The 22,180-nt window shown below is 64.2% G+C and carries 22 protein-coding genes; 4 read left to right on the forward strand and 18 right to left on the reverse strand.

The features are described 5' to 3' along the window. Window positions 1-34 precede the first annotated feature (34 nt). Both ACSU1G_RS03625 and ACSU1G_RS03630 read left to right on the forward strand, forming a co-directional pair. Window positions 35-739 (forward strand): YcnI family copper-binding membrane protein, encoded by a 705-nt coding sequence (locus ACSU1G_RS03625; RefSeq protein ID WP_439278522.1) that lies wholly within the window; start codon window positions 35-37, stop codon window positions 737-739. A 94-nt stretch (window positions 740-833) separates the two neighbouring features. After that, window positions 834-2,450, forward strand: a complete 1,617-nt coding sequence (locus ACSU1G_RS03630) for a Mur ligase family protein (RefSeq protein WP_439278523.1) — start codon at window positions 834-836, stop codon at window positions 2,448-2,450. A gap of 49 nt (window positions 2,451-2,499) precedes the next feature. On the opposite strand, the gene dxr is transcribed toward ACSU1G_RS03630, so the two are convergent. Together dxr and ACSU1G_RS03640 are read right to left on the reverse strand one after the other, a co-directional pair. After that, a complete protein-coding gene (dxr, locus tag ACSU1G_RS03635) occupies window positions 2,500-3,582 on the reverse strand; it encodes a 1-deoxy-D-xylulose-5-phosphate reductoisomerase (protein ID WP_439278524.1) in 1,083 nt (360 codons plus the stop codon). A gap of 29 nt (window positions 3,583-3,611) precedes the next feature. After that, entirely contained in the window at window positions 3,612-4,562 is a 951-nt protein-coding gene (locus ACSU1G_RS03640) for an FKBP-type peptidyl-prolyl cis-trans isomerase (RefSeq protein ID WP_439278525.1), read from the reverse strand. Window positions 4,563-4,708: 146 nt separating this feature from the next. Between ACSU1G_RS03640 and ACSU1G_RS03645 the strand changes: the two genes are divergently transcribed. Beyond that, on the forward strand, window positions 4,709-5,530 hold the full coding sequence (locus ACSU1G_RS03645; protein WP_439278526.1) for a lysophospholipid acyltransferase family protein: 822 nt from the start codon (window positions 4,709-4,711) through the stop codon (window positions 5,528-5,530). A 2-nt stretch (window positions 5,531-5,532) separates the two neighbouring features. Here ACSU1G_RS03645 and ACSU1G_RS03650 read toward each other — a convergent pair whose 3' ends face one another. Beyond that, window positions 5,533-6,009, reverse strand: coding sequence for an OsmC family protein (locus ACSU1G_RS03650; protein WP_439278527.1), 477 nt, complete (start codon window positions 6,007-6,009; stop codon window positions 5,533-5,535). Window positions 6,010-6,071: 62 nt separating this feature from the next. Here ACSU1G_RS03650 and ACSU1G_RS03655 point away from each other — a divergent pair, with 62 nt between their 5' ends. Next, window positions 6,072-7,067 carry an asparaginase gene (locus ACSU1G_RS03655; RefSeq protein WP_439278528.1) on the forward strand — a complete coding sequence of 332 codons (996 nt, stop codon included), beginning with the start codon at window positions 6,072-6,074 and terminating at the stop codon, window positions 7,065-7,067. 13 nt (window positions 7,068-7,080) lie between these two features. Here ACSU1G_RS03655 and ACSU1G_RS03660 read toward each other — a convergent pair whose 3' ends face one another. From ACSU1G_RS03660 to ACSU1G_RS03730, 15 genes are all read right to left on the reverse strand, one after another. Further along, entirely contained in the window at window positions 7,081-9,888 is a 2,808-nt protein-coding gene (locus ACSU1G_RS03660) for an FtsK/SpoIIIE domain-containing protein (RefSeq protein WP_439278529.1), read from the reverse strand. Between the two features lie 58 nt (window positions 9,889-9,946). Further along, on the reverse strand, window positions 9,947-10,804 hold the full coding sequence (locus ACSU1G_RS03665) for a PP2C family protein-serine/threonine phosphatase (protein WP_439278530.1): 858 nt from the start codon (window positions 10,802-10,804) through the stop codon (window positions 9,947-9,949). A 219-nt stretch (window positions 10,805-11,023) separates the two neighbouring features. Further along, a complete protein-coding gene (locus tag ACSU1G_RS03670) occupies window positions 11,024-11,833 on the reverse strand; it encodes a DUF5684 domain-containing protein (protein ID WP_439278531.1) in 810 nt (269 codons plus the stop codon). 96 nt (window positions 11,834-11,929) lie between these two features. Then, on the reverse strand, window positions 11,930-12,676 hold the full coding sequence (locus ACSU1G_RS03675; RefSeq protein ID WP_439278532.1) for a YaaA family protein: 747 nt from the start codon (window positions 12,674-12,676) through the stop codon (window positions 11,930-11,932). A gap of 73 nt (window positions 12,677-12,749) precedes the next feature. Further along, a complete protein-coding gene (locus tag ACSU1G_RS03680; RefSeq protein WP_439278533.1) occupies window positions 12,750-13,010 on the reverse strand; it encodes a F0F1 ATP synthase subunit epsilon in 261 nt (86 codons plus the stop codon). Between the two features lie 2 nt (window positions 13,011-13,012). Then, window positions 13,013-14,464 (reverse strand): F0F1 ATP synthase subunit beta, encoded by a 1,452-nt coding sequence (gene atpD, locus ACSU1G_RS03685; RefSeq protein ID WP_439278534.1) that lies wholly within the window; start codon window positions 14,462-14,464, stop codon window positions 13,013-13,015. A 23-nt stretch (window positions 14,465-14,487) separates the two neighbouring features. After that, window positions 14,488-15,390: a F0F1 ATP synthase subunit gamma gene (locus tag ACSU1G_RS03690; RefSeq protein WP_439278535.1), complete on the reverse strand. Its 903-nt coding sequence runs from the start codon at window positions 15,388-15,390 to the stop codon at window positions 14,488-14,490. A 20-nt stretch (window positions 15,391-15,410) separates the two neighbouring features. Then, a complete protein-coding gene (gene atpA, locus ACSU1G_RS03695) occupies window positions 15,411-17,051 on the reverse strand; it encodes a F0F1 ATP synthase subunit alpha (protein WP_439278536.1) in 1,641 nt (546 codons plus the stop codon). 52 nt (window positions 17,052-17,103) lie between these two features. Further along, window positions 17,104-17,892: a F0F1 ATP synthase subunit delta gene (locus tag ACSU1G_RS03700; protein ID WP_439278537.1), complete on the reverse strand. Its 789-nt coding sequence runs from the start codon at window positions 17,890-17,892 to the stop codon at window positions 17,104-17,106. Further along, window positions 17,892-18,443, reverse strand: a complete 552-nt coding sequence (locus tag ACSU1G_RS03705) for a F0F1 ATP synthase subunit B (RefSeq protein WP_439278538.1) — start codon at window positions 18,441-18,443, stop codon at window positions 17,892-17,894. The genes ACSU1G_RS03700 and ACSU1G_RS03705 overlap by 1 nt, the downstream gene beginning before the upstream one ends. A 29-nt stretch (window positions 18,444-18,472) precedes the next feature. Beyond that, the gene (gene atpE, locus ACSU1G_RS03710; protein ID WP_439278539.1) at window positions 18,473-18,721 is read right to left on the reverse strand and encodes a F0F1 ATP synthase subunit C; all 249 of its coding nucleotides are present in this window, start codon (window positions 18,719-18,721) and stop codon (window positions 18,473-18,475) included. Between the two features lie 38 nt (window positions 18,722-18,759). Continuing rightward, the gene (atpB, locus tag ACSU1G_RS03715) at window positions 18,760-19,560 is read right to left on the reverse strand and encodes a F0F1 ATP synthase subunit A (RefSeq protein WP_439278540.1); all 801 of its coding nucleotides are present in this window, start codon (window positions 19,558-19,560) and stop codon (window positions 18,760-18,762) included. A gap of 137 nt (window positions 19,561-19,697) precedes the next feature. After that, window positions 19,698-20,243 carry a hypothetical protein gene (locus ACSU1G_RS03720; protein ID WP_439278541.1) on the reverse strand — a complete coding sequence of 182 codons (546 nt, stop codon included), beginning with the start codon at window positions 20,241-20,243 and terminating at the stop codon, window positions 19,698-19,700. Further along, complete coding sequence (locus ACSU1G_RS03725; RefSeq protein WP_439278542.1) at window positions 20,240-21,406, reverse strand: MraY family glycosyltransferase; 1,167 nt, start codon at window positions 21,404-21,406, stop codon at window positions 20,240-20,242. Before ACSU1G_RS03725 ends, ACSU1G_RS03720 begins: the two co-directional genes overlap by 4 nt. Beyond that, entirely contained in the window at window positions 21,403-22,158 is a 756-nt protein-coding gene (locus ACSU1G_RS03730; protein WP_439278543.1) for an L-threonylcarbamoyladenylate synthase, read from the reverse strand. The genes ACSU1G_RS03725 and ACSU1G_RS03730 overlap by 4 nt, the downstream gene beginning before the upstream one ends. Between the last annotated feature and the right edge of the window lie 22 nt (window positions 22,159-22,180).

Raw genomic sequence — 22,180 nt, forward strand, 5'->3', positions numbered from 1 at the left:
ATCGGTGCGCCCGCACACACACTGGAGAACACCCATGTCCTCAAAGACACCCACTTCCCGAACATCAAAATTCCGATACACCCGCCGCGGCGCCACCATCGCTGCTCTTGCAGCGGGCCTCGTCCTGATTGCACCCGCGGTAGCACAGGCACACGTCGGAGTCAGCCCCGATACCGTTCGGGCCGACGGCTCCGCCGTGATCACCTTCTCGTTCACGCACGGTTGTGAGAACTCCCCCACCACTGCACTGCGCATCACGATGCCGGAGGGACTGGCATCCGTCTCACCCACCGTCGACGCGAACTGGGACATCGCCGTCGAACGCGCCGACAACGGCCTCGTCTCGGCGGTCACCTACACCGCTCTCACTCCGATCCCCAGCGATCTACGAGGCGCCGCGAGCATGGCCATCCGCCTCGGAGAGGCCGCGCCAGCCGCTCTCGCCTTTCCCGTGGAGCAGCAGTGCGAGGTGGGAGTTGCCGAATGGGTGGAGATCGCCGAGGATGGCGCTGATCCGCACGAGCTCGATGCGCCGGCGCCCGTCGTGACCGTCACGACCGCCGATCAGACCGCATCGGATGCTACGCACGGTGAGCACGGCAACGCTCAGAATAACGAAGCCGCAGAGGTGGGAGATTCCGCCGCTGCCCCACTCGGGACGATCCTTGGTGCTGGAGGGCTGCTCGCCGGCATTGCCGCGCTGATCGTCGCGGTGCTCGCGTACCGCCGCTCGGCCTAACCCCTCAGGGGTCTACTGAGCAATCTGGCAGGGGCGCGCCCGACACGTGCGCGAGCACGTCCCTGTCAGCGGCTCGTGAGAACATTGAAGTGCTATGTCGACCACTCAGCCCAGCCTTCCTCCCGTGCTCCGTCCCGACGCTCCGCCACAGCGGTCGCTGACGGATCTCGCCGAGCGCTTTGCCACTGCCACCCGCGGTGACCTCGCCGGCGTCTTCCTGACCGGAATCACACTCGCCACCGCCGACCTGCGTGCCGGCGAAGCGTTCGTCGCCATCCAAGGAATCAACAAGCACGGTGCCGAATTCGCCGTCGCCGCAGTGGCGAAGGGCGCAGTCGCGATCATCACCGATCATGCCGGCGCTGAGATCGCCGCCGACACCGGGGTGCCGATCGTCATCGTCGATGACCCCCGGGGAATCCTCGGCTCGCTCAGCGCCTGGGTCTACGGCACCGGCGCCGATGACAGCTTGCCACTGCTGTTCGCCACCACCGGCACGAACGGCAAGACGAGCGTCTCGCATCTGCTCGAAGGCATCCTCGGCCAGCTTGACGTCGTCACCGGCCTGTCGTCCACGGCAGAGCGCCATATCGCCGGCGAGGTCATCGTTTCCCGGCTCACCACGCCGGAGGCATCCGAGATGCATGCGCTTCTCGCGCTGATGCGTGAGCGTGACGTCGAGGCTGTGGCCGTTGAGGTCAGTGCGCAGGCGTTGTCTCGCAAGCGCGTGGACGGCATCGTTTTCGATGTCGCAGGGTTTACTAATCTCAGCCACGACCACCTCGACGACTACGTCGATATGCAGGAGTACTTCGAGGCAAAGCTGCCTTTATTCACACCCGACCGCGCACGTCGCGCGGTCATCTGCCTCGACTCAGCATCCGGCGTTGATGTGGTGGCTGCCTCAGAGATCCCCGTGGTCACCGTCGGCACGCCTGCGATCGCAGCCGACGCTGACAGCGCGGCACGAGCCGACTGGGTCGTCACGATTGATGAGGAGCGCCAGCGCGGAACCCGCTTCACGATGGCCGGACCCGCTGGCCGCACGCTCACCACTGTCGTTCCTGTCATCGGCCCGCACATGGCGGCCAACGCAGCCCTCGCGATCGTGATGCTGCTGGAGGGCGGCTACTCCTGGGAGCGCATCACCGCGGCTCTCGAGCGCGACGGCCACATCAACGCGTACTTGCCCGGACGCACCGAGCTCGTCTCAGGTGAAACAGGCCCGGCAGTGTTCGTCGACTTCGGACACTCCCCCGATGCCTTCGAGAAGACACTCGCCGCTATCCGCCGCGTGACCCCCGGTCGCACCGTGATGCTGTTCGGCGCCGATGGCGACCGTGACGCGACCAAGCGCCATGACATGGGCCGCACGGCGGTCGAAGGCAGCGACATCCTCGTCGTGACCGATCACCATCCTCGTTTCGAAAATCCCGAATCCATCCGTGCGACCCTGATCGAGGGCGCTCGTCTGGCGCAGCCGGATGCGGAGATCCACGAGTTCTCGCCGCCGGAGAAGGCGATCATTGCCGCAGTCGGTCTGGTCGGCGAAGGAGACGCAATTCTCTGGGCAGGCCCAGGACACCAGGATTACCGCGACATTCGCGGCGTCCGCACGCCATACTCAGCCCGCGAGCTTGCACGGCGCGCGCTCCGAGATGCCGGGTGGCCGGTACCAGAGCCGCACTGGCCGGTGCCCTACCCCGACTGAGCGGAGCTGTTTCGCAGCGATGCTCGTCGCGCGACGATCTGGTGTGACCTCAGGCCTTGGTGATCAGCTGATCTGCCGTTGCCCTGGCCCAGGCCTCAGCCTCGGCAAGGGACTCGACGGTCAGCTGGTCCGGTGAATCGTGCGCATCTACGACGCGCGCGATCGTGTCGACGATGCCCAGGAACGGCAGCCGGCCCTCGTGGAACGCGTCTACAGCTTGCTCGTTGGCTGCGTTGAACACTGCGGGGAACGTGCGACCAGCGCGGCCGACGCTCTTCGCCAACGCAACGGCGGGGAATGCCTCGTCGTCAAGCGGTTCGAAGTCCCAGCTGCTCGCCTGCGTCCAATCCAACGGCCGTCCGACACCGCCGATACGGTGCGGCCAGTCCATCGCGAGCGAGATCGGCAGCCGCATGTCGGGTGGCGATGCCTGCGCGATCGTCGAGCCATCGATGAACTCGACCATCGAGTGCACAATCGACTGCGGGTGCACCACGACCTGGATGTCGTCATAGTCGACGTCGAACAGCAGGTGCGCCTCGATGACCTCCAGCCCCTTGTTGACGAGCGTCGCAGAGTTCGTCGTGACGACACGACCCATGTTCCAGGTGGGATGCGCGAGCGCCTCGGCTGGCGTGACGGAGACCATCTGCTCGCGAGTGCGTCCGCGAAACGGTCCACCGGATGCGGTGACCACAAGTCGACGGATCTCATCGTGTGTTCCGGAGCGCAGCGCCTGCGCCAGCGCCGAGTGCTCGGAGTCGACGGGCACGATCTGTCCTTCGGCTGCGGCCGCCGTGACGAGCGCGCCGCCGACGATCAGCGACTCCTTGTTCGCGAGGGCGAGCGTGCGCCCTGCCTTCAACGCTGCCAGTGTCGAGCCGAGCCCGATCGATCCGGTGATCGCGTTGAGGACGACATCCGCTTCCACATCGCGAACGAGCTGCTCTGCCTGCTCAGCCCCGAGCGCCGTGTCATCGACCTGAAACTGCTCTGCCTGCTGATTCAGAAGCTCTGAGTTGCTGCCGGCAGCCAGTCCCACCAGCTCGAAGCGACGGGGATTGGATCGGATGACGTCAAGCGCCTGGGTGCCGATAGAGCCGGTGGAGCCGAGAACAATGATGCGACGCATGCCGCCAGCCTATGCCCCGACGCGCAACTTCACTCGGCGGCAGCCACCGGGTGCATGGTCGCGAGGATGTCGATCACGAAGACGAGAGTCTGGCCCTTCAGGTCAGCGTCGTTGACTTCGCCCTCGCCGTACGCGAGTGCCGGCGGGATGACGACGAGCACCTGCGAGCCGACCTTCTGTCCTGCGAGTGCCTGGACGAAGCCAGGAACGTAGCCGTTGCCCTCGCTTGAGATCGGCGCGCCATTCGCCCAAGAAGAGTCGAAGACCTCACCGCTGTCCCAGCCCACGCCGTGGTACTGGAGCAGAGTGGTGTCGCCGTCTTCAACAGCAACACCGTCGCCCTCCTTGAGCACGGAAATCTGCAGCTCTGTGGGGGCAGCAGCATCCGGGATCTCAACCGTGGGTGCGCCATCCTCATCGAGGGTGACGATCGGCATGCCTTCGACGGGAGCCTGCTCCTCGCCCCAGGCCGCGGAGACAATGTCGAGAACATCGAGGATGTAGAACTGTGCGGCAGCCTGCTCCGTCGTGGGGAACACGATCGACAGGCGCGAGCCGACGCTCGCGCAGCCGATGAGCTGACCCAACGGAGCATCCGCCGTCAAGGCAACGGGGAGGAGTTCGCCACCGACGTATCCGGCGTCGCCAATGCGATCACCGGTCTCGCCGTCAAAGGCACTGAGTGCGTAGCTGACGTAGTCGCCTTCGGAGATCTTGGCGCCGTCGCCGTCGCTGAGCACTGTGCGCTGCGCTTCGTCAACCTTTTGTCCGAGCTCGAAGGTCGCGGTCGACGCAGTGCCGAAATCGCCATCGATGCTGACTCCCTCGGCCGCTGCACCCGACTCGACCGTGGCCGAGCAGAGATCACTCGCCGTGGGCTCGACATCCTCACCCGTCTCGCCCTTGGTGCCAGCACACCCGGCCAGAAGCAGGGTTGCGGCGGCGATAGCAGAAAGAGCGATTAGCGAACGATTGCGCACAGTGAGACCTCAAGATCGTAGGGAGGGACGGCCCAATACTCTCCCATTCGCCTTTGCCTCGGCTGAGAAGCACCTCTGTTCGGCATGAATAACTGTGCCTCTGGCGCATGCCACTGAAGGCATGAATCGCGGAGTAGCCTGATCTGATGACCTCTGAGCAGTCCGGAAATCCCGAGTCGACCCCTGAGACGACCCCGGAACCGGAAGCAAAGGGGACTGACGTAGCGGAAACCGACGCAGAGAAGTCCGCGACACCGCGCCATGCGGGGGCGATCTATGCTTCCGGTCGCGCCGTCGCTCGCGTCATCTACCGGCCGCGTGTCGAGGGCCGCAGCAAAGTTCCCGCAACCGGGCCCGTGATCTTTGCAAGCAACCATCTGTCTTTCATCGACTCGATCGCGATTCCCGTCGCCGCACCCCGCCCGGTGCATTTCCTGGCAAAATCGACGTACTTCGAAGGAACCGGGTTCCGCGGCACGATGATGCGCAAGTTCTTCCAATCGATCGGCGCGATCCCCGTTCGCCGTGGTGCGGGTCAAGCGGCGCTCAACGCGCTGGACCAGCAGCGGCAGCTGCTTGATGAGGGGCTGGCCGTCGCGCTCTACCCGGAGGGCACCCGCTCCTCAGACGGACGGCTTTACAAGGGGCGCACCGGCGTCGCCTTCCTCGCTCTGCAGACAGGCGCACCGGTGGTTCCGGTCGGCCTCATCGACACCGACACGGTGATGCCGAGGGACGCCAAGATGCCGTCGATGACGAAGCGGATCACCGTCCGATTCGGTGATCCGATCGATGTGTCAGTGCACGGCCCCTCCACAAGCGGCAAAGCGCGCCGCCTCGCCACCGATCAGATCATGACGGCGATCCACGCGCTCAGCGGTCAGGAACTCGCCGGCGTCTACAACGAGCCGCCTGCGCAGGGCGCGCTCGAGAAGATCAAACAGGCTCTGCCCCACGAACGGCGCTGACCCTACGCCACCGCTGTGATGGTCGCTTCGTGGCGTACCGGGAAGTTCACCGAGTTCGCAATGAAGCACATACGGTGTGCGTCATCGTGCGCACGCTGAGCTGCGTCAATCATCGATGCGTCGGCCACGACAACCTGCGGCCGGAGCAGGACGTCGGTGAACGCGCCTCCGCTATTGCCGTCCTCGGTCATCACACCGCTCGCACTGTCGCGGTAGGCGACCACGACGACACCGGCAGTCACGCACGCGTGCAGGTAGGACAGCAGGTGACACTCCGACAGCGCGGCCAGCAGCAGGTCCTCAGGATTCCAGCGCTGCGGATCACCTCGAAATGGTCTGTCTGCCGATGCCAGCAGCTGCGGCTTGCCCTCGACCGCGATCGTGACGTCTCGGGAGTAGTCTCTGTACCCGCTGGTGCCACTGCCTCGATTGCCGTCCCACGTCGCCGTGAGTGCGTAATGATGTTCGCCGAGCTTCATGGCGTCAGTCTGGCACGGTGCGCCACCATCATGGCGAAAGCCGACGGGGCTAGGCTTGTGAGGTGCTGGAGACTCTCACTGTCGCGGATGCTGTCGAACTTGCCGTCGTCGAACGAAGCGGGCTCATTGAATCCCGCCACTCGGGGGCGGCGATCGTGCTCTCTCCTGACGGAGAGGTTCTCCGAAAGCTGGGGAACACCGACGCGCTGATCCTCCCCCGCTCCAGCCTGAAGCCGCTGCAGGCCGTTGCGTGCATCACGGCCGGTGCAGATCTGGCCGGTGAGCAGCTCGCCCTCGCGACGGCAAGCCACGTCGGCACCGATCGGCATGCCGATGTCGTGCGTGAGGTGCTCATGGCAGGTGGCCTCACCGAAGACGACCTGGCGTGCCCATCGGCATGGCCTAGTGACAGCGCCAGCCGTGACGAACTCGTCCGCGAGCACGGCCAGCAAACGCGTATTCGTATGAACTGCTCCGGTAAGCATGCAGCGATGCTGCGCGCCTGCGTAGCAACCGGCTGGCCGGTCGAAGGATATCTCGACCTCTCACACCCGCTACAGCTGCACATCCGCGAAGTTGTCGAGCGACTGACCGGCGAGAAGATCGCCCACACCTCTGTGGACGGTTGCGGTGCCCCCGTGCACGCCATGACGCTTTCAGGTCTCGCCCGTGGCATCCACCGCATCGGCACGGCCTCCGAGCGTTCGCCGTTCGCACTGCACCGCGTTGCCGGCACTCTCGTCCGCGCCGTCAAGGAGAACCCGTGGACCATCGAAGGCCCAGGCAAACCGGACACGGTCGCGATTGAGACTCTCGGAGTGTTCGCCAAGGGTGGCGCCGAGGGAATCATGGTCATGGTTGCCCCGAACGGCGCCACTGTCGCGTTGAAGATGCTCGATGGTTCGTCGCGGGCGTCAACGATCGTGGCGGCTACGCTACTCGCTCGTACCGGGGCGCTCAGCGAGGCGGATGTCGCCGTGCTCGCCACAGCTCTTCCCCTCACTGTCCTCGGCGGAGGGATCGACGTCGGGATGATCCGTCCCGGCGCCGGAATCTGAGGGGCTGACACCCTCACCGTCCGTTCAGCCCTGGAACGATCACACGTTGTGGTGACGCACCGTCGTGGAGAGCCCAGGCTCGTCCCATATGCGTCTCGGCATAGGGTGGCAGCTCGCGCCATCCAGCCAGGGACCGGAGCTCGCTCTGGCACTCGGCGAGGATCAGCATCTCTCCTTCGACCCGGATGCGTTGCCACTGAGCGAACTGCCGCTGCCAGCTCTCGGCATCGCCGACCAGGATCGTCGGCACCGGGCGTGATGACAACGAAACTGCCGACCCTTGCTGCGGCAACGCGGCTGGGTCCGGACTACGATCGCTCACCGGCACCACTACGTATTCTGGGAACGCCCCGCGCAGGCACTCGACGACACGACGCACCCCGGGCGCGATGACCCCGACGAGCGCGGCGGCCGGCGTCCACGTGCGAGTGGCGGTGTCACTCGCATCCGTTGAGAGAGCGGTCGCCGCATCCGGGCTCCACGCGATCTGCAGCTCAAGTTCGTCGATGCGCGCACGCCCCGCCGGTCGGTCGCGGCGGTAGCCGTCGTTGTCGCCGCCTGCTGCGAGGTGCTCCATCTTGGTGCCCATCCTCAGGAACATCCGCGTCGGCAGGGCGTCTACGACGCGAGCGTTCTGCCCGGACGCGCGCCCGGTGGTGACCACGACTGTGCATCCACGCACGGCAGCAGAGCGCACCAGCTTCTCGAAGCGATCGATGAACACCTGCGCGTGCTCGACAGGGAACGATGCCGTCAGCTGGTCGAGATCATCGCACAGAACAAGATCCGCGCTCCCCTGGCCTCCTTCGGCAAGCTCCGCGACAGCATCCCACGCACGCTCAGGATCAGCAGGAATCAGGACGTACCGGTCACTCTGCGCGGCCAGCGCCCGCAACACGCTTGACCTGCCTGATCCGCTGCCACCGATCACCGCGATGCCACGGTCAATACCAGGACGCAGCATTCTCGGCGTTTGGCGTTGTCGCTCTGGTTCGTCCACGAGCCCGAGGAACAGCGAGCCGTCAGGGACAGTCCCGTTACGCAGCTCGTCCAGGGTGAGCTGCGCAGGAAGCGACGGCAGCCACGGACTCGCGGGTTCCGCTGCGCTCTCCCACCGCGCTGCGGCTCCGCGTAGATCTGCGGCCCCCGCCAGCGCGATGCGGACGGCTACAGCCTCCGAGTCTTGCGGGCGACGCACGAACGCGAGTCCGCGTGAGCCGGATCCGCCCGGAAGCTCAGCCGCGTGATCTGATCCGATGACGAGGCGACTGTCAGCCGCCTCTGTCACGCGCAGGCTCACTCGCAGCGGACAGTTCGCAGCCAGAGCGTCACGGATTACACCTGCCGCACGCTGCGTGCCGAGGATCAAGTGCATGCCCAGCGCTCGCCCTCGAGCCGCGATGTCAGTGAACACCGCCCCCAGATCGGGATGCTCCTGCAAGAGTGCAGCGAACTCGTCGACCACGATCACCAGGCGTGGCAACTGCCCGTGTGCTTCAGCGATGTTGCGCGCACCCAGCTCTGCAAGAACCGCCTCTCGGCGTCGCAGCTCGGCCGTGAGACTCTGCACACCGCGCCTGGCGCCTTCTTCATCGAGATCGGTCATCACCGCGGCCACATGCGGCAGCGCCCGCAATGGATCGAAAGCCGTCCCGCCTTTGAAGTCAGCGAGCACGAATGCCACTTCTTCTGGACCGTGCGATCTGGCCATCGCCGCGATCCACGTGACAAGAAGTTCGCTCTTGCCTGACCCCGTCATCCCGGTCACGATGGCGTGTGGGCCGTCCTCGACGAGATCGAGGATGACGTCCGCGCTCTCCGTGCGTCCAATCGCGGCGCGAAGCCCCTGCGCGTCATCAACTGACGTCATCATCAGATCTGCCAGGGCGACGCTGTCTGGCAACTGCGCGACATCACCTTCTCGTTCGACGCTGCTGGACGCGATGGCCACGGCCTGCGCCCGAGAGAGACACTCCATCGCGATCTCCTCGACGCCGGCGCCGGTTCGAAGGCGCGCATGCGCGGGGCCGGTGCAATCCACAACCGTTGTCACCCCCTCTGGCACATCGCCTCCAACGCCGCATACCCGCACCTGAGCCGAGGCATCCGCGTCATCACCCTCTCCCAGAACCACGGCGAGTCGCCACGCACCACGACGAGGCCGCCCGGCATGGGGAAATCCATTGAGCCCCAGTGGCTCCAGGCCGTTGCCCACCAACGCGAGCTGCGCCGGAGCATGCCGCAGGCAAAGCTGAACGATGAGAGCTCGCGCGGCGGCCGACGCTATCGGTGTCGGGCCTCGGAAGCAGACACCGCGCCGCATCGCCACGACGATAGGAACGTCGGTGACGTTGGCCGCGCGTTCTCGGAAAGTTCGAGCCCGTTCGCTCTCATCTCCCGTGACCCGCAACGCACTGCGCTGCGACCCTGCACCGATGACCAATGGTGTGGTGTCGTCGACCGACTGGAGGTCGCGAAGCGGCGGATCTTGTATGCTCGCCGCCGCATCCGGATGCACGCGTCGCAGCTCTCGGCGCTCCCGCTGGTGCCGCCGCCGCAGCTCCTGCTCGGCACGTCGCCACCCGGCAGTCTCATCCTCTGCGGCTGTTCGCCGATCGCGACGTTTAGTTCGCAGGCCGTCCAGCAGAGAGGCGCCGATCATCAACGGACCGAGAGCGGCGAAGCACAACGAGAAGATCGATCCTGTGACCAGCCACAGCACAACACCCGCAGCGATCGGCACGACGGCTGCGAGCACGGGCACCGGCTGTTTGCGGGGTGCTGCGGCTCCAGCAGGAAGCGTCAGCGGTTCGAGGTCCATACCCCCTATTGCACGGCATCCGATATCGACGGATGCCGTTGTGCACAGCCCTGCCGGACTATTCGGCGGACTGCTCCGCTGTGGAGGAAGAGTCATCGACGGTCGGGATCACCGATGTGACAACCTCGTCGGTGACAATTCCTGTCCCGGTACGAGTCACTTTTACGATGATCAGCGTCACGTTGTCACGCCCGCCGTTCTCCAGTGCCGCCGCCAGCATCGCATCCACTGCGGCTGCCGGATCCGACTGCTCTCGCAAGAAGTGCTGGATGCCGTAATCGGTGAGCTCTTTGGTCAACCCGTCCGAGCAGATGACGAAACGGTCGCCGTCGAGAACCTCGATGCCGAGGTAGTCAGGGGCGTTGAGTTCGCTGGCGCCGACGGCACGGGTGATGACGTTGCTGTAGGGGTGACTCTCCGCCTCTTCTGGGCTGAGTTTGCCAGAACTGATCAGCTCCTGAACCACGGAATGATCCGTCGTGACCTGCACCAGGCGCTCTTCGCGCAGCAGGTATACCCGCGAGTCACCGATATTCAGCGACACCCACCGTGGTTCGTCTGCGGATGATTCGAGGAAAATGCCGGTCAGCGTCGTTCCGGTACCCTCGTCCGTGGTCTCCGGATGCGACGCGATGTCTGCGACGGCCCGTTCGAGTGCACGCTCGATCGCACTGGTCGTCACCGAACCTGAGTCGACGACTTCCTGCAACTGAGCGATCGTGCTCTGACTGGCTACCTCGCCGCCCGCATGGCCGCCCATACCGTCAGCGACGACGAACAGCGGATACTGGGCAAGAAACGCGTCCTGGTTGTTGTCACGGCGACGGCCAGTGTCGGTGATCCCCGCCCACGTCAGAACGACCTCATCACCGTCGGCGACGACAACGCGTTGAGTGTGCGTAGTCGTCTCAGACAAAGGAAGCCTCCGGGGTGAAAGCGGCGATTCGGGTAGCCGCAGGATAATCAGACATCGTAGTGGAACTGTGCACTGTGTGCGCTGAGTCGCTGCGACATGACCATGCATCAACGTTATCGGAGTATGGACGGCAAAACGACGAAGGACCCTCGATCAAATCGAGAGTCCTTCGTTCAGGCTTGCAGCCGACCTTGAGCTCTGCTGGCAGAGCTCAACCCATCACGCAGACGGCTGAGTCGGGTCGGCCGGCGGTGCGGGCGGAACCGGCGGCGCGGCAGGCGGCGCGGTGGGCGGTGCCGGGGGCGTCCCCGGCGCGGCCGGCGGCGGTGTCACGGGAGGCACTGCCGGAGCCGCCGGGGCTGCGGGAGGCGTGGCCGGTGCGGCCGGAGGCTGGTATCCGGGGGTTGCCGGCTGCTGGTAGCCAGGAGCTGCTGGCGGCTGGTAACCCTGCGGCGGCGCGTAGCCCTGCGGTGCGCCACCGTAGCCCTGAGGCACTGCTCCGTAGCCGGGAGCGGCCTGTGCTGAGGACTGAACCGGAACGCCATCCCAGACCGTGCGGTCGCCGAAGAACGCGTTACCGGCCCACGGGGCAGGAGGAATCTGCGTGTTCCATCGAGACTTGTCGAAGGCGTTGATGCCGAGCCAGATGACAGACAGGAAGATGTAGAGAACGACCCATGCGCCCTCCTTCTGCAGCTTCTGACCCACGCGGTATGCGGCGAGGACCATGAGCACACCGGCGGCGATGCCGACGATCTGGCCGATGACCGGAACCCAGCCGAGCAGAATCGTTGCACCGACACCGTACAGAATCAGCCAGGGGCTCATGTCACCGAGCTTGAGGAAGACCATCGCGTTGTACACCGGGACCCACGCGCGCCATTTGCCCTGAACACCGGCCTTTTCGAAGATCTTCATCAGGAACAGCGAAGTCAGCACATATCCGGCGATGGCGAAAATAAAGCCGAACAGCATCATCACGACCAGCACGGCCGCCGCAGCGCCGCTGTCGTTGTAGTAAGAGTCCATTAGCCCCTCCATGGAGTGAGCGACGCATTCCGCGTCGCGTGACACACATTAGCGTGCCTGTTGGGCCAGCGCACCCGTCTGCCTCGCCGTGTCGGATCAGGACGCGACGACGAGCTCGATAACTCCGAGCTGCTCCCCCGAACGAATGATGATTCCTCTCGTGGCCGCCCACTCCTGCAAAGAGCTGAACCCCCGCACACGTGGGCGATCTTCAGACAACGCACGAACCAACTCCCCCTTCGCCTTCTTGTTGAAGTGATTGAGGGCGCGTCCGTGCTCTGTGACTACCCGCACGTACGCGGAGGGAAGGGATGCCGGCAACGGACCGAGTGCGACATACGCCTCGCTGCGCAAATCGAGGATGAAGGACGTTTCCTCTTGTGCCATCGCCGCGGATGTCGCATCCGCCCAGTGCCGGCGCAATGGCGGCACACCGGGCAGGGAGGTTCCTGCGGCGAGCCGGTATGCGGGGATGCGGTCGAGCGCGCCGATCGGGCCGAACGGCGCCGAGTGAATCCACACGTGCTGCCCGAGCCAGCGCCGTGCCTTGGCGTCGAGTGCCGTAGCATCCAGCGCGTCGTACAACACACCGGTATAACGATCGATCGCCGGCATCGTGGGCGCGGAGCGCAACGCCGCGTTGTGTTCGATATCGCCGAGTTGTCGATCGCTCAGCTTGAGCACGCGGCGCGCCTCGACGGGATCCTGTGCCAACGCGATGAGCGCGTCGGCGACGGCAACGCGCTGTGCGGACAACACTGGCAACGCGAGAGCCTCGAAGGCGAGCGGCTTTGCACTGCCACCGGCGCGCTTGGTCTCAGAGGGAGGAAGCAGGATCTTCATGAGCTCCACAGGCGAGAACGCGCCCGCCCAACATCTCAAGGATGATGGGCGGACGCGTCCGCGATGAGTTGTTTCAGGCGATGAGCGCCGCGTTACCCGCGACAACCGTCAGCTGGTTTCCCTCCATGGAGAGGAAACCATCCTGAGCGTTGGCGAGCACCTTGGTACCGTCCAGCTGGGTGATGCGTACCTGGCCCTCAGCGAGGATGGCCAGGATCGGCTCGTGGCCGGTCATGATGCCGATCTCACCCTCGACGGTCTTGGCGACGACGAGTGTCGCTTGTCCCGTCCAGATCTCCGCGTCTGCAGAGACGAGGCTGACATTGAGCGCCATGATCAGCCGTTGTCCTTCTGGATCTGAGCCCACTTCTCTTCCACGTCGCCGATGCCGCCGACGTTGAAGAATGCCTGCTCAGCCACGTGGTCGAACTCGCCCTTGGCAATCGCGTCGAACGACGCGATGGTCTCCTTGAGCGGAACCGTCGAGCCCTCAACACCGGTGAACTTCTTCGCCATGTAGGTGTTCTGCGAGAGGAACTGCTCGATGCGACGTGCACGCGACACGACGATCTTGTCTTCCTCAGAGAGCTCATCGACACCGAGGATGGCGATGATCTCCTGCAGCTCCTTGTTCTTCTGGAGGATCTGCTTGACCGTGGTCGCAACGCGGTAGTGGTCCTCGCCTAGGTAGCGGGGGTCCATGATGCGCGAGGTCGACGTCAGCGGGTCGATGGCCGGGTACAGGCCCTTCGACGCGATCGCACGGCTGAGCTCAGTCGTTGCGTCAAGGTGCGCGAACGTCGTGGCCGGAGCCGGGTCGGTGTAGTCGTCGGCGGGGACGTAGATCGCCTGCAGCGAGGTGATCGAGTGGCCACGGGTCGAGGTGATGCGCTCCTGAAGGAGGCCCATCTCGTCGGCGAGGTTCGGCTGGTAACCCACAGCGGAGGGCATACGACCCAGCAGCGTGGATACCTCGGAACCGGCCTGCGTGAAGCGGAAGATGTTGTCAATGAACAACAGCACGTCCTGCTTCTGCACGTCACGGAAGTACTCCGCCATCGTCAGAGCCGAAAGGGCGACGCGCAGACGCGTTCCCGGCGGCTCATCCATCTGGCCGAAGACGAGGGCGGTCTTGTCGAAGACACCGGCCTCTTCCATCTCGTGGATCAGGTCGTTGCCCTCACGGGTACGCTCGCCGACACCCGCGAACACGGAGACACCACCGTGGTTCTGAGCGACACGCTGGATCATCTCCTGGATGAGGACGGTCTTACCGACACCTGCACCACCGAAGAGTCCAATCTTTCCACCCAGCACGTACGGGGTGAGAAGGTCGATCGACTTGATGCCGGTCTCGAACATCTGCGTCTTCGACTCAAGCTGGTCGAAGGGCGGAGCCTGACGGTGGATCGGCCACCGCTCGGTGATCTCGATCTGCTCGCCAGGCTCGGCGTTGAGCACCTCGCCGATCACGTTGAAGACCCGGCCCTTTGTGACGTCACCGACGGGAACCGAGATCGGCTCACCGGTGTCGCGCACTTCCTGGCCGCGGACGATGCCGTCGGTGGGCTTCAATGCGATAGCGCGGATCAGATCGTCGCCGAGGTGCTGTGCAACCTCGAGGGTGATCTCGGTCGACTCCTCGCCGATGACGATGGTGGTCTTCAGCGCGTTGTAGATGTCAGGAATCGAGTCGTGCGGGAACTCGATGTCGACGACCGGGCCCGTGACGCGTGCGACGCGCCCGACGACCGCGGTCCCAGCCTCAGCTGTGGCGGTGGGGGTCATATCTTCGTCTCTTTCTTGATGGTCTATTTGCTCGAGGAGAGGGCGTCGGCACCGCCGACGATCTCAGCGATCTGCTGCGTGATCTCCGCCTGACGCGCGTTGTTGCGCAGACGGGTGTAGTCGGTGATGAGCTTGTCAGCGTTGTCGCTGGCCGACTTCATCGCCTTCTGCGTCGCGGCCTGCTTGGCGGCCGACGACTGCAACAGGGCGTTGAAGACCCTGCTCTGGATGTACACCGGCAGGATCGCGTCAAGCACGGTCTCGGCATCCGGTTCGAACTCGTAGAGCGGGTACACCGCTCCACTCGGTTCGACCGCAGCTTCGTTCTCCACGATCTCCAACGGAAGCAGGCGCACAGTCTCGGGCGTCTGCGTCATCATGCTGACGAAGCGGTTGTAGACGAGGTGGAGTTCATCCACACCGCCATCGTCGCCGCCACGGTTGAACGCCTCGAGCAGTGACGCCGAGATCTCCTCCGCAGTCTTGAACTGCGGAGTATCGGTGTCGCCCGTCCATTCGGCCGCAGCCTTGATGCCACGGAACTGGAAGTACCCGACGGCCTTGCGTCCGACGAGGAAGTACACCGGCTCGCTGCCCTGTGAGCGGATGAGCTCACCCAGTTCCATCGCCTCGCGAAGAATCTGCGAGTTGAAGGCACCGGCAAGGCCGCGGTCCGAGGAGAAGACCACGACGGCGGAGCGCGTGATCGTCTCTGGCTCACGGGTGAGCGGGTGGTCGACATTGGAATATGTCGCGACGGCAGAGACGGCCTGAGTCACGGCGCGCGCGAAGGGCGACGACGCGCGAACACGCGCCATCGCCTTCTGAATACGCGAAGCCGCGATGAGTTCCATCGCCTTCGTGATCTTCTTGGTCGTCTGAGCAGAAGAAATCTTCTGCTTATAGACCTTGAGTTGAGCGCCCATGTTTTCCGTTCCTCACGCGATTACGCGCGACGACCCTTGACGATCTTCTCCTGGTTGACGTCTTCCGCCTCAGCCGCAGCGTGCGCCTCGTTGCCAACGGCACCGATGGACTTGCCGTTGCCGCCCTGGAACTCAAGGATGAACGCGTCCACCTGCTTGTTGAGCTCGGCAACGGTGTCGTCAGAGAGAACGTTCGTCTCACGCAGGGTGTCGAGCACCTTGGTGTTGCGACGCAGGTGGTCGAGAAGCTCGCGCTCAAAGCGCAGCACATCGGAGACCTCGATCTTGTCGAGCTTTCCGTTGGTACCGGCCCAGATCGACACGACCTGGTCTTCAACCGGGTACGGCGAGTACTGCGGCTGCTTGAGCAGCTCGGTCAAACGCGCGCCACGGTCGAGCTGACGACGCGAAGTCGCGTCAAGGTCGCTCGCGAACATCGCGAAGGCCTCAAGCGAGCGGTACTGCGCAAGCTCGATCTTCAGCGTTCCGGAGACCTTCTTGATGCTCTTGACCTGAGCGTCACCACCGACTCGCGAGACCGAGATGCCCACATCGACCGCTGGACGCTGGTTGGCGTTGAAGAGGTCGGACTGCAGGAAGATCTGGCCATCGGTGATCGAGATCACGTTGGTCGGGATGTACGCAGAGACGTCGTTGGCCTTGGTCTCGATGATGGGCAGACCCGTCATCGAACCGGCACCGAGCTCGTCGGACAGCTTCGCGCAACGCTCGAGCAGACGAGAGTGCAGGTAGAAGACGTCACCCGGGTATGCCTCGCGGCCCGGCGGACGACGAAGAAGCAGCGAAACGGCGCGGTAAGCCTCGGCCTGCTTCGACAGGTCATCGAAGATGATGAGGACATGCTTGCCCGCGTACATCCAGTGCTGACCGATCGCAGAACCCGTGTAGGGAGCGATGTACTTGAAGCCGGCAGCGTCGGATGCGGGAGCAGCGACGATCGTCGTGTACTCAAGCGCACCGGCGTCCTCGAGCGCACCCTTGACGGAAGCGATCGTGGAGCCCTTCTGGCCGATGGCGACGTAGATGCAGCGAACCTGCTTGTTCGTGTCGCCGGAGGCCCAGTTGTCCTTCTGGTTGATGATCGTGTCGATCGCGATGGCCGTCTTGCCGGTCTGGCGGTCACCGATGATCAGCTGGCGCTGGCCACGGCCGACGGGGATCATCGCGTCGATCGCCTTGATGCCGGTCTGCATCGGCTCGTGCACGCTCTTACGCTGCATGACACCAGGTGCCTGGAGCTCGAGCTCGCGACGACCTTCCGAAGCGATCGCACCGAGACCGTCGATCGGGTTTCCGAGCGCGTCGACGACGCGGCCCAGGTAACCGTCACCGACGGGAACGGAGAGCACTTCGCCGGTACGGCGAACTTCCTGGCCCGCCTGGATGCCGGAGAAGTCACCGAGCACCACGGTACCGATCTGGTGCTCGTCAAGGTTCAGTGCGAGGCCCTGCGTGCCGTTGGCGAACGTCAGGAGCTCGTTCGCCATGACGCCGGGCAGGCCCTCGATGTGGGCGATGCCATCAGCGGCATCCACGACTGTGCCGACCTCGGTCGCTGCGGCGCCTGTGGGCTCGTACGCAGCGGCGAAGTCCTTCAGCGCGTCGCGGATGACGTCGGGGCTGATCGATAGTTCTGCCATTGTCTTCCCTTTGTATTGAGAGAGTCTGCGCGGTTCCCCGCGCGAAATCGTATTAGCCCGCGAGCTTCTGTCGAAGTTCGGCGAGCCGCGCGGAGATGCTGCCGTCGATGACGTCGTCGGCGACCTGCACTCGCAGTCCGCCCACGACAGTGGGGTCGATGACCTCGTTGATCGAGATCTGGCCGTCGTAGCGCTTCGCCAGCGACTCGCCGAGGCGAGTGCGCTGAGCAGCTGACAGCGGTGATGCGGTGTGCACAGTGGCAACGATGCGCCCACCCTGTGCCGAGACGATCTTCATCGCTCGGTTCAGGAGCTGACGCACCCGGCGGCCACGCGGCTGGCGCACCAGCGACGAGACGATCAGCGTGGTCGGAGCACTTACCTTGCCACCGAGCAGCGTCTCGACGAGGCCGCCCTTCGCGGTGTTATCGCCCAGGCGTCCGCCGAGCGCAAGCTCGAGTTCTGCATTGGCGGCGATGATGCGAAGGAAGGAGAAAAGCTCCCCCTCGATATCTGCCTTGGGCTCAGCGATAGCCGCAGCGCGGATCGCGAGTTCCTCGATGCCGGCGATAAGGCCGTCGGCATCGGACCACCGCTGACTGACGGCAGCAGTGACCAGTTGGCGCGTGACATCCGACGTGCCACTGAATACCGAGGTCACGACCTGCTCCCGCAGACCTGCGGGAGCAGCCGGGTCGGCAAGCGCGCCGCTCAGCTGTCCGGATTCGCCCACCAGACGCGCCACGGTGAAGAGCTCACCGGCCGTGTCGAGGGTGACGCCCTTCGCCTGAGCGAGGGCCGCCGTCGAAGCCGCGAGTGCTTGAGTGGTCGCGCTGCCCATTACTTGGCCGCCTTTTCTGCTGCCTCAAGGTCGGCGAGGAAGCGGTCGACAACAGCGGTCGCACGGGCGTCGTCCGAGAGCGTCTCGCCAACCACGCCACCGGCGAGGTCGATGGCGAGCGTGCCCACCTCAGAGCGAAGCGCGACGAGCGTCGTCTGGCGCTCTGCTTCGATCTGAGCCTGAGCTGCGACGGTGACACGTGCGGCCTCAGTGGTCGCAGCATCCTTCGCCTCGGCGACGATCTTCTTGCCGTCCTCACGGGCAGCCTCACGGATCTCACCGGCCTCGGTGCGCGCCTCAGCGAGCTGACGGGTGTACTCCTCGAGAGCCACTTCCGCCTGCTTCTGAGCTTCATCAGCCTTGGCGATGTTGCCCTCGATCGCGGCGGACCGCTCGTCGAGCATCTTCGCCACGTTCGGAAGCGCGACCTTCCAGGCCACGACCAGGATGATGACGAAGCAAACCGCGGACCAGACGATGTCGTACATCGCCGGAAGAAGCGGGTTGTGCTCCGCTTCTTCGGCTGCGAGCGTGACAAGAGCGTTCAGCATCCTGTCTCCTTACGTGTGGTGGGAACGGATCAGTAGCCGAAGAGGAACGCCACGCCGATACCGACGAACGCAAGCGCCTCGGTGAAGGCGATACCGATCCACATGGTGCCCTGGAGCTTGCCGGACAGCTCAGGCTGGCGTGCGACGCCCTCGATCGTCTTACCGACGACGATACCCACACCGATGGCCGGACCGATGGCCGCGAGACCGTAGCCGATGTTGGCGATCGAGCCGGTGATGTCAATGTTGATCTGGGCGAGAACAGAAACAGAATCCACGGATTCTTCCTTTCATTGAGGGGGCCGAAGCGCCCCGATTAGTGTTCGTCCGCGACTGCGAGCTGAATGTAGACCGCGGTGAGGATAGTGAAGACGTATGCCTGGAGGAAAGCCACCAGGATCTCGAAGGCCGTGAACGCGAAGCCGAATGCGAGCGTGCCCGCACCCAGTACCGTCCAGAAGCCGCCCATCGAGAAGATGAAGAACTGGGTCGCCGCGAAGAACAGCACCAGCATCAGGTGGCCGACCATCATGTTCATCAGCAGTCGCAGCGTGAGCGTGACCGGTCGAACGATGAAGGTCGAGATGAACTCCAGCGGCGCGACGATGATGTACAGAGCCGGCGGAACCCCAGGGGGGAAGAGCGAGTTGCGGATGAAGCCCAACGGGCTCTTGCGCACACCTGCGTAAATGAAGGTGAAGTATGAGATGACGGCCAACAACAACGGCACCGCAATGATGCTCGTTCCCGCGATGTTCAAGAACGGGATGACACCTGTGATGTTGAAGAACAGGACCATGAAGAAGATCGTGGTCAGCAACGGCAGGAAACGGTCGCCGTCTTTCTTGCCAATCATGTCGTGAGCGATGTTGACGCGCACGAGGTCGAAGAGCATCTCGATGACGCCCTGGCCGCGGCCGGGGACCAACTTGAGCTTGCGCGTGCCGAGCCAGAGGATCAGGACGACGGCAAGGGTGGCGAGGAACTGCACCAGGTGAATGCGATGCACCGAGAGCGGGCCGATACTGAAGAGGATCTCCGGGAAGAACTCTGAGATCGACGGTGGGTGGAATTCATCCGTTGCGAATCGGACGAGGAGGCTCGTGGCGTGAGTCAACGTTGCTCCAGCTTCGGGGCGCCGATCAAGATCGAGGCGACGTTTGGGTGAGGAGTTCTAGCTGAATCAGAGCATTTCACACGACGCGAAAGCTTGCCCAGCGAACTCAGATTTAGACTATCAAGATTTTCCCAGGCTCACGAATCGTTGTGGTCCTCGGGGCGAATTTCCAGCTTCTCAGCGCCAGTTTCGGGCTTATCAGAGCTAATTTCCGGCTCTTCGGGATTGGTTTCCGGAAGAGAAACGTCTGATGCGTAGGACATCCGCATCGTCGTGAAGGCGAACACATCGATCGCAAGGCTGACCAGGACGCCCGCCATGAGCGAGAGGAAGATGATCAGCGGGACAACCCACGTCTGGTCGCGCAGAATGACGATCGCGACGATGAACAGCACGAGCTTGAGCAGCCAGCCGCCCATCACGATGCCGAAGAACACCGTGGCGAACATCTCCTTGCCGTACCAGCGGTTGGCGATCAGCACGCTCAGCGGGGTGAGTGCGAGGAAGAAGATGGCAAGACCGACACCGGTCAGTCCGCTCCACAGGCCGTCTGTGCCGACGGTGAGGAATCCGATGCCACCGCCGAGGATGATCAGCACGATGGCTGCTATCCCCGTCCAGATCAGCACCTTCCGCAGCATTGGGGTGATCGCGGGGGTCTTATGTTCGGGTGTGTCGCTCATCGGGTCTCCAAGGAGGGTGTCGGCTCGGTGGGCGCGCTGGGCGCTCTGTGGGTGGGAAGAAGGGTGACAACGAGGCAGGCGGCGATTCCGATCACTCCGAAGGCAACGCCGGGCAGATACTGCCCCGGCCAGTCCTCGCTCGTGCCCACGTACATCAGCAGAACCGCGAGTGAGATCACTGCTGTCCAGGCATAGAAGATCAGGACGGCATCCCGGTCGCGATGCCCGAGGTCGAGCATCCGATGATGCAGATGCTTGCGGTCCGGGGAGAACGGTGATTTCCCCGCCCGCATGCGACGGAACACCGCAAGCCCGAAGTCGAGCAGCGGCAGCATGACGACCACGAGTGGGAGCAGGATCGGAATGAACGCCCCCAGCAACTGCGAACGACCGAACTCCTCAGGGTTCATCGCGCTGGAAGACATCTGGCCCGTCAGCACGATCGCGGAGGTGGCCATCAGCAGCCCCAGGACGAGTGCACCCGAGTCGCCCATGAACAGTTTCGCCGGGCTCCAGTTCAACGGCAGGAATCCGATGCAGGCACCGATCACCACCGCAGCGAGGAATGTCGCCAGGTTGAAGTAGCTGCTGGCGCCGGTGTCGCGCGTGAGGATGTACGAGTAGGCGAAGAACACGCCGTTCGCGATCAGGCAGACGCCCGCGACGAGGCCGTCGAGACCGTCGATGAAGTTGACGGCGTTCATGACGATCACGATCGCGAACATCGTGACTGCGATGCTCAGCCAGCTCGAGAAGATGATCATGTCGCCCAACGGCAGCGCGAGGATCTGCAGGCCTCCGACCACAGTGATGATGCCGGCAGCAAGGAACTGTGCTCCCAGCTTGATCATCCAGTCGAGATCCCACAGATCGTCGATCACACCGACGACGGCGATGAGCACCGCTGCTCCCAGCACCGCCCACATCGTCTGCGGCGGCACCCACATGATGCTGAAGAACGGATTCGCCGATGAAACTCCGATGGCGGCTGCGATTCCGAGCAGCATCGCCACACCGCCGAGTCTCGGCGTCGGGGTCGTGTGCACATCGCGTTCGCGGATGCCGGGATAGAGCTTGAAGCGAAGACTGAGTTGCCAGACCACCCACGACATCACGAGCGTGACGGTCGCGGTGAGGATGATCGTGAAGAGGTACTGCTTCACGCCGTGCCATCCGACGACGGATCCGGCTCAGCCAAAGATTCGCCCCCGCGATCGGGCTCAGGTGCCAGCTCAGGAGCGGGCTCCAGCAGATCACCGATGATGCTTTCCAACTGTTGCCGGGAGATCGCTCCCTCACGCAGTATGCGCACACGCGGTTCGGTGGGGTCATCCGGGCCACGACGAACAAGAGAGGTCGCATCGATGATCGTCGAGGCGATACCGGTCTCGCTGAATCCTGCGTCGAGGTACACCGAGACACCGTCCTTCAGCATCCGCTGGGCATCCGCAGCGGACACCGCTGCTGCTTTGCCCGTGAGATTCGCGCTGGAAACGGCCAGTGGGCCGGTCTCTTCAAGCAATTCCAGCGCAAGACGCAGATCCGGCATGCGCACGGCGACCGTGCCGAGCGTGTCACCGAGGTCCCACGACAGCGAGGGCTGCGCAGGAAGAACAATGGTCAGCCCGCCGGGCCAGAACTCGTCTACCAGACGCTGCACCGGCTCGGGAATCGACTCCACGAGAGCCGCCAACGCTGACTGGTTCGCGACCAGCACGGGCGGCGGCTGACTGCGTCCACGCCCCTTAACCTCAAGCAGTCGCCTGACGGCCGCCGGCGCGAACGCATCGGCGGCGACACCGTAGACGGTATCTGTGGGCAGGACGATGAGCTCACCGCGGGCAATCGCCTGACGAGCGTGGCGCATTCCGGCAAGCAACTGTGCCTCATCGCGGCAATCGAAGACAGAGGACATGACCTCCACAGTCTACGTGCAC

The organism is Microbacterium sp. A93, from assembly GCF_051842835.1.

Excerpts from the sequence above, each read along its gene's own strand:
- ACSU1G_RS03730 (WP_439278543.1), bottom strand. The coding sequence starts at position 22,158 with ATGTCCTCTGTCTTCGATTGCCGCGATGAGGCACAGTTGCTTGCCGGA.
- ACSU1G_RS03625 (WP_439278522.1), top strand. The coding sequence starts at position 35 with ATGTCCTCAAAGACACCCACTTCCCGAACATCAAAATTCCGATACACC.
- ACSU1G_RS03675 (WP_439278532.1), bottom strand. The coding sequence starts at position 12,676 with ATGAAGATCCTGCTTCCTCCCTCTGAGACCAAGCGCGCCGGTGGCAGT.
- ACSU1G_RS03705 (WP_439278538.1), bottom strand. The coding sequence starts at position 18,443 with ATGCTGAACGCTCTTGTCACGCTCGCAGCCGAAGAAGCGGAGCACAAC.
- ACSU1G_RS03645 (WP_439278526.1), top strand. The coding sequence starts at position 4,709 with ATGACCTCTGAGCAGTCCGGAAATCCCGAGTCGACCCCTGAGACGACC.
- atpA (WP_439278536.1), bottom strand. The coding sequence starts at position 17,051 with ATGGCAGAACTATCGATCAGCCCCGACGTCATCCGCGACGCGCTGAAG.
- ACSU1G_RS03680 (WP_439278533.1), bottom strand. The coding sequence starts at position 13,010 with ATGGCGCTCAATGTCAGCCTCGTCTCTGCAGACGCGGAGATCTGGACG.
- atpD (WP_439278534.1), bottom strand. The coding sequence starts at position 14,464 with ATGACCCCCACCGCCACAGCTGAGGCTGGGACCGCGGTCGTCGGGCGC.
- ACSU1G_RS03700 (WP_439278537.1), bottom strand. The coding sequence starts at position 17,892 with ATGGGCAGCGCGACCACTCAAGCACTCGCGGCTTCGACGGCGGCCCTC.
- ACSU1G_RS03650 (WP_439278527.1), bottom strand. The coding sequence starts at position 6,009 with ATGAAGCTCGGCGAACATCATTACGCACTCACGGCGACGTGGGACGGC.
- ACSU1G_RS03720 (WP_439278541.1), bottom strand. The coding sequence starts at position 20,243 with ATGAGCGACACACCCGAACATAAGACCCCCGCGATCACCCCAATGCTG.
- ACSU1G_RS03660 (WP_439278529.1), bottom strand. The coding sequence starts at position 9,888 with ATGGACCTCGAACCGCTGACGCTTCCTGCTGGAGCCGCAGCACCCCGC.
- ACSU1G_RS03670 (WP_439278531.1), bottom strand. The coding sequence starts at position 11,833 with ATGGACTCTTACTACAACGACAGCGGCGCTGCGGCGGCCGTGCTGGTC.
- dxr (WP_439278524.1), bottom strand. The coding sequence starts at position 3,582 with ATGCGTCGCATCATTGTTCTCGGCTCCACCGGCTCTATCGGCACCCAG.
- ACSU1G_RS03690 (WP_439278535.1), bottom strand. The coding sequence starts at position 15,390 with ATGGGCGCTCAACTCAAGGTCTATAAGCAGAAGATTTCTTCTGCTCAG.
- ACSU1G_RS03630 (WP_439278523.1), top strand. The coding sequence starts at position 834 with ATGTCGACCACTCAGCCCAGCCTTCCTCCCGTGCTCCGTCCCGACGCT.